This window comes from Phytoactinopolyspora endophytica (assembly GCF_004138495.1).
GTDB classification, from domain to species: Bacteria; Actinomycetota; Actinomycetes; order Jiangellales; family Jiangellaceae; genus Phytoactinopolyspora; species Phytoactinopolyspora endophytica.
This window is the reverse complement of sequence record NZ_ML142851.1, coordinates 274,973-280,494: the sequence shown is the minus strand read 5'-3', so window position 1 is coordinate 280,494 and position 5,522 is coordinate 274,973. Positions and strand designations below refer to the sequence as shown.

Here is a 5,522-nt window from a genome sequence, read left to right as displayed (position 1 = left end):
CCCGTCTGCGGATGCGACTAGGAGCAGGATATTGACAACCTCGCCTGAGACGGCGTCGAAAGCACCAGTCCCCAGCCGTCCACCAAGCCGTAAGCCGTGATTACGCAGGAGTGACGCTCTGAAGCCGCGATAACGAGTTAGGTACGTCCAGTTCTGGGGACTGACTGTAGCCTGTACTCCACCATGCCCGAGGAGCCTCCAGAAGCGGTCAAGGAAGGCTGTTGCGAGATCCCCGTCTGCATCAGGATGTGCACCCCGCAAATGGGCTCGCAGTATGTCGACCATCTTGTTGCGCGTGAGGTACGGGACATTAGTAACGATGAGTGTATACCTGCGTGAAAGCAGCGTCGCCGCGCGAGCGATGCCGACAGCATCGGCACCGAGAACGGCTGCGGCAGGTTCGTCAGTCTCGCTGGCCGCCGCCTTAGCCAGCAGAGGCTCGACCTCCTCGAAGTCGACATCATCGATCGACCGCTGCAGGCCAATCCCGTCAGCCACCTCAGCGCCCCGTCGGGGGTCGATCAGGCTGCCGAGCGTATCCGCATCGCGAAAGAGCGTGTGCAAGCGCGCCAGCGCGGGCTTCAGTCGCTCGTCACTGTCAGCTAGTGCGGTCCACTCCTCCAGACGTGCCTTGGCCGGGATCCCGGAGCAGGCAATGTGTGGTGTCGGGAGATTTCTCCAGCCCGCGCCCTGCTTCCATGCGGTCAATGCCACGGCGAACATGGCAATTTGTACGCATCGCGGATCTAGTTCGAGGCCGAACAGGTTGTCCTGCAGCACAGCGTCCTGGGCGGCAACCGGCTGCAGTCCTTCTTCCTCGGCGCGCATGCGCCACAACATCCGGAACGCTTCGACCAGGAAGTGCCCGGACCCGCAGCATGGATCCATCACCGTGACCTGTGCCACTCGGTTAGGCCATCCATCGAACGTGCCTGCCGCCGGTTGGCCGTTCTCGTCGAACCGCAGGTACTCGAACTCCTCAATCAGCGGCGAATCTGGGTGCTGGGCCGCCCACCATGCGCCAAGCGAGTTCTCCAACAGGAATCGGACCATGTAATTCTCAGTGAACAGTTGCGTTACCGGCCCCAGGTCCGCCCCGCCGATCTTCACTTCTAAGGAATTGACCTCGTCCTTCCGATCCTTCTGCCAGTACTGGTAGACCCACCCCAGGCTGTCGTCCGCCAGGAACACCTCTCTCGGCAACCCACCGACGACCTTCTCCAACTCCACGCGATGCTCGGGCGCAAGTCGTAGTTGTACGCAGGGATCATCCAGCCGAAAGATCCCTGGCAGGATCTCGGCCGCGAAACGCCCAGCCACACTCCACCCATCCGGCTCGCCGAGGTCGGCGGCCAGCTCCTCACAGTCGGCCAGCGTGACCGGAGCCCCGAACTCCGGATGCCGAAGCAATCCGTTCTCCGCGAGGAAGCGCGCGAAGAGCAGCCGATGCCACTGCTCGAACGCACACTCCCACAGCAATACTTCGAACTCGCCACCAAGCTGGCGTTGCTTGGCACGCAGTCCGCGACGCAGCTGCGCGCGGCGCTCATCCAGGTGGGCAGGCTTGTCTTCCTCCCGGACTCCCAACGACGACAACGCCGCACGAACCCCCGCCTCAGCCGCACGACGACCCGCAAGCACGGCAGCTTCGAGCTGTCGGCGCAGTTCGGATGGCAATGCTCGCATCGTTTCTCCTCGTGGGTCAGATGATGACGCTATTGCCCGCGTCGATGTGCTGCATGATCCGTTGCCGAACGTCTCCGAGGTAGGCCTCCACATCGGCCTCCGACTTGAGGGTCCTGGCGTCGAGGGTCACGCGAATTGCCGTCGGTTCGAGCCGCATGGCTGCCGCGGCCCTCGCCTTCATAGCGCGAGCCTCAACAAGTTCGGTTCGGTCCTTCCAGCTTCTCAACGGTGCTTCGTTGAGGACGGCAAGTAGCTTCTCTTGAGTCGAGACGTCGATCTCAGAGGGCCGCTGGAGCCCAACTTCTGCGATGACCTCGGCCCGTACATCTTCGTCCAGCTGCTGCCATTCGTCTGAGCCTTCCAACTCGCGAATGGCTTCCTCATGGCGCGTTCGCAGTCCTTGTGCGGCAGCCACTACGTGCTCGCGCAAAGGCCCGGTAATGGCGTCGAGGAATGGGCGGACTGGGTCAGGGTCGTTGAGGAGTTGCCGACCTTCGCGGATCGCATCGCGTTGCTCAGCAATGCCCAGCGACACGTCAAGGTCCTGAGCGTGGTGTAGAAGCGCGTCTAGTACGTCCCACTCCTTGAGCCGGTCCCCCTTACGCGCCGAGGCGCTACGCCACTCGGTGAGGCTGGCTTTGAGCTCTGCGTGGGCGGCAGCGACTGCACGAAACTGCTGATTGCCAGCCAGGGCCTGGAGCGCGACCACGTGGTTGGTATTCGGCGCTGGCGGGAGGGGCGGTCCACCTCCCGCGTCGGCAGCAAGGTCAAGGAGCTTTTGCAGCAAGGCTGGAATCTGTGCCTGTTCCTGGCTGTTCTCATAGGGAACGTCGGCCGCAGCGAGCAATCCGCGGACGGCAATCTGTTGCTGCTTATTTGGCGGCTCGTCCTCCTTGTAGAACGTTGTTCTCGGGATCCGGCGGGGTTCGAGCTGCTTGGGGTTCGTGAGGTTGGCCCCGTCCTGCGCAGCTCGGACGTGGCGCGTCGCGAGCAAGGTCATCACGGCGCCACGGATAGCGTCCTGTGGCCAGCCGTACGGGGGCTCGGAGAAACGCTTGTCGAGGACGGAGCCCTTGATCCCAGTGGCGCTGATCACGGCCAAGATCTCCTTGCAGACCGAGTGCGCTGGAGCGTCGCCGCTGTACGCGACGGCTTCTAGGGCATCTGGAGCACCGTCACGAGCCCTGCTGATGACCTTGCTCCAGTTCGGGTTGTCAGCGATGTCGAACTTGGGAAACAAGCGGACAAGCGAGCGCCGTGCCGCAAGCTCAACTGCGTCGCGGAGCGAGGAGACGGTCACCTCATTGCCGCCGCCCTGGTAAACGCGAGCCTTGGAAAGCACATCCTGGAGCAAACCATTCAAATTTTCCTCAGCTGCATCGATGCGTCCTTGCATCGCGCGCTTGGCTTCCCTACCTTCGTCCGTCTGTGGCGTCGACCTCTGATCCACGGTGTCCTGTGCAGCGGAGTACGAAGCAATGGCATTCTTGATTGCTTCGGCGTCGCGCTTCGGCAGCAGCACATGCACAACCGAGCTCTCCTCGCCCGCCTCAGCCGCAGCGGTCCTCACCGCCGATTCGGTGACAGTCCACTCATCGCGGATCCAGACAGGCACAGCTGTCTCATCGCCAGTGGGTTCGTCCGACCCGAAATGGATGTCGATCTTGCGCGCTGTTTTGCTCCTGCCGTGTGTGAGCCTCAGACCGCCGAGTTCGGCATCCACCGTGCGGTGAAGCCGCTCGCTGCGAAGCGTCGCGAGCCTACCCGCATCGTCGCCTATCGCCTTTAGGCGGCTGCGGTATTCCTTCTCCCACTCAGCACCTTCCTCAGTCTGAAGTCTGTACTCGTCATCGATGCGCATCAATCGGCCGGCGGCGACGAGCTCTTCGAGGACTTCGGGCACACGCTTGCGGAGCTGACCCCCGCCGCGCTGCAGATCGTCAACAAGGAGATCCCCAATAGACCGGGCGGTGGCACGGAGTCCGAGCTCACCGGTGCCGACCATCTGGGCAGGGATGTGGGAAATGAGGAAGATCACTGCACAGATTCGCGACTTGAGTTCCCCGTCAGGACCTTCCTCCTTGTAACCACGGATGAGTTCGTCGATCTCTTTGAGCAGAACCCCGCTGGTTTGTAGGGCCGGCGCTTGCTGGTCGTACAGGAAGTCCGCCCCGATCACGTGCCCGACAGAAGCGTCGGCGACCTCGCGCGTTGCCTCGTGGATGATCCGCAGCTGGGTGCGCAAGACGCCTGCCTTGCCAGCTCGGTCGAGTGCGCGAAGCGCGAGCTCCCAGAATCGTCTACGGGTTGGAAGGAGTGGATAGTCGGCGACCAGGTCCTGCTTATCGGCAGCGACGGGAGCGATCTTTGTGCCACCCAGGTGGCGGTCGATCTCTCCGGAGACTTGGTCCAAGACCGATTGCAGTTCTGCGACCCGGTCGGGCTTCTTTCGCAGGATCACCTGCCGGACTACGGTTTCGACATCCTTGTCGGACAGGTGGACGTGGACAGGGAACCGATCGGTGAGCTTCTGCAGGGTCGGCGTGCCCCCCATCTCGGACTGGCCGGTCGCGACGAACAGGACACTGTTATCGAAGCGCGACGACACTCCCTCGACGATGTTTTGAACGGCAAGCGTCTTGGCGTTGTCATCCCCAAGGTACTGTTGCATCTCGTCGAGGACGACGAGCGTCAGCGGGTAGCGGCCCGACGTTGTGGACTGCAGACGCAGCACGTCCTCGATTGCCGCGAACATCTCCTCATCCGTGATGTCCTCGGTTTGTGGTGGGAACTGAGTTCGAAGAAGGCCACGTACGTCCTTGACCGAATCTCCCAGCGTCGGGTCCGCGTCCAGAAGCGCCTGCGCGATGATCGGTGAAACATATAGGTCGCTGACTTCGTGGTCATAGGTCTTGCCGGCAGCCGAAACGGCCGCTGTGATGGAGTCGAGGTACCCGTTGTCCTGCGCCCACATGGTGAAGCGCGCTAGCGGGTACTGCTGGGGCAGCGCGGCTCCCTCGAACAACACCGACAAGTACGCGAGTCGAACAGCCTGGGACCTGCCGGCCGCGAGGGTGCCGGCAGCAGACCACAGGCCGCCCAGTCGTCTCCCAGCCGTGGACAGCTCGCGGAAGTGAGCGTCGATGTCGCTGGGCAGCCGGACGAGACTCCGGGCCGTCTCACCGGTGGGCAGCTCAACGTCGCGCCACAGGTATTCGAGGACACGACTTAAATGCGACTTACCACTGCCGTAGAAGCCGCTGACCCACACTGCCGGTTGCTGGGACTGGCCCAGGTTGGTCAGGAAGTTGTCCATGATGCGTTCGAGCCCGCGCTCGTACTCACCCTCGCAGACGAAGCTCCTGAGCTCCCATTCCAAGACGTCCCACTGCTGGCGTGTTTCGGGCCGGACGACCTTAGCGACGCCATCGTTGGGGATCTTTGTTTGCGTCGGATCCTGGTAGAACAGATCTTTATTGCGTGTGGTCACCGTGTAGCCCCCTCGGCGGTGATCGGAATTGCCAGATAGTCCCAGCCATCGCGCGCGTCGAGAAGCCGGTAGCTGTTGTGCTGAACGTGACCGGGGAAGAACACAAGCAGCCGGCCGTGGATCGACTCGTTAACGCCGTTCATCAGCGCAGACACCTTCACACTGTCTCCGAGGCCGAACAACGCGCCCGCGCCCACGAGGCCCACAACGCCGTCCGGCTCCGGGTACTTCTCCAGGTACCCACGGACCTCGGCGACGAGCGTCTCAAAGAACGCAGGGAGGGCGGTTTCGAGCAGTTCGGGCTCCTCGAAGTACGACTCGGCGTATTCGTGGTTGGCCATCCAGC

3 protein-coding genes and 1 pseudogene are annotated in these 5,522 nt (G+C 62.6%); 1 reads left to right on the top strand and 3 read right to left on the bottom strand.

What is annotated here, in order from left to right:
- On the bottom strand, positions 1–1,410 hold a 1,410-nt coding region (locus ELR45_RS07105), incomplete at its 3' end, for an Eco57I restriction-modification methylase domain-containing protein (protein WP_205856178.1).
- On the opposite strand from ELR45_RS07105, the gene ELR45_RS34765 reads away from it, so the two are divergent.
- Positions 1,399–1,710, top strand: coding sequence for a hypothetical protein (locus ELR45_RS34765; RefSeq protein WP_165367555.1), 312 nt, complete (start codon positions 1,399–1,401; stop codon positions 1,708–1,710). The two genes, ELR45_RS07105 and ELR45_RS34765, sit on opposite strands and share 12 nt — an antisense overlap.
- On the opposite strand, the gene brxC is transcribed toward ELR45_RS34765, so the two are convergent.
- Both brxC and ELR45_RS07095 read right to left on the bottom strand, forming a co-directional pair.
- Positions 1,703–5,176: a BREX system P-loop protein BrxC gene (brxC, locus tag ELR45_RS07100; RefSeq protein ID WP_165367554.1), complete on the bottom strand. Its 3,474-nt coding sequence runs from the start codon at positions 5,174–5,176 to the stop codon at positions 1,703–1,705. The genes ELR45_RS34765 and brxC overlap by 8 nt on opposite strands.
- Positions 5,173–5,522 (bottom strand): annotated as a pseudogene (locus tag ELR45_RS07095) (DUF1788 domain-containing protein); the annotation flags it as partial. The gene brxC and the pseudogene ELR45_RS07095, both read right to left, overlap by 4 nt.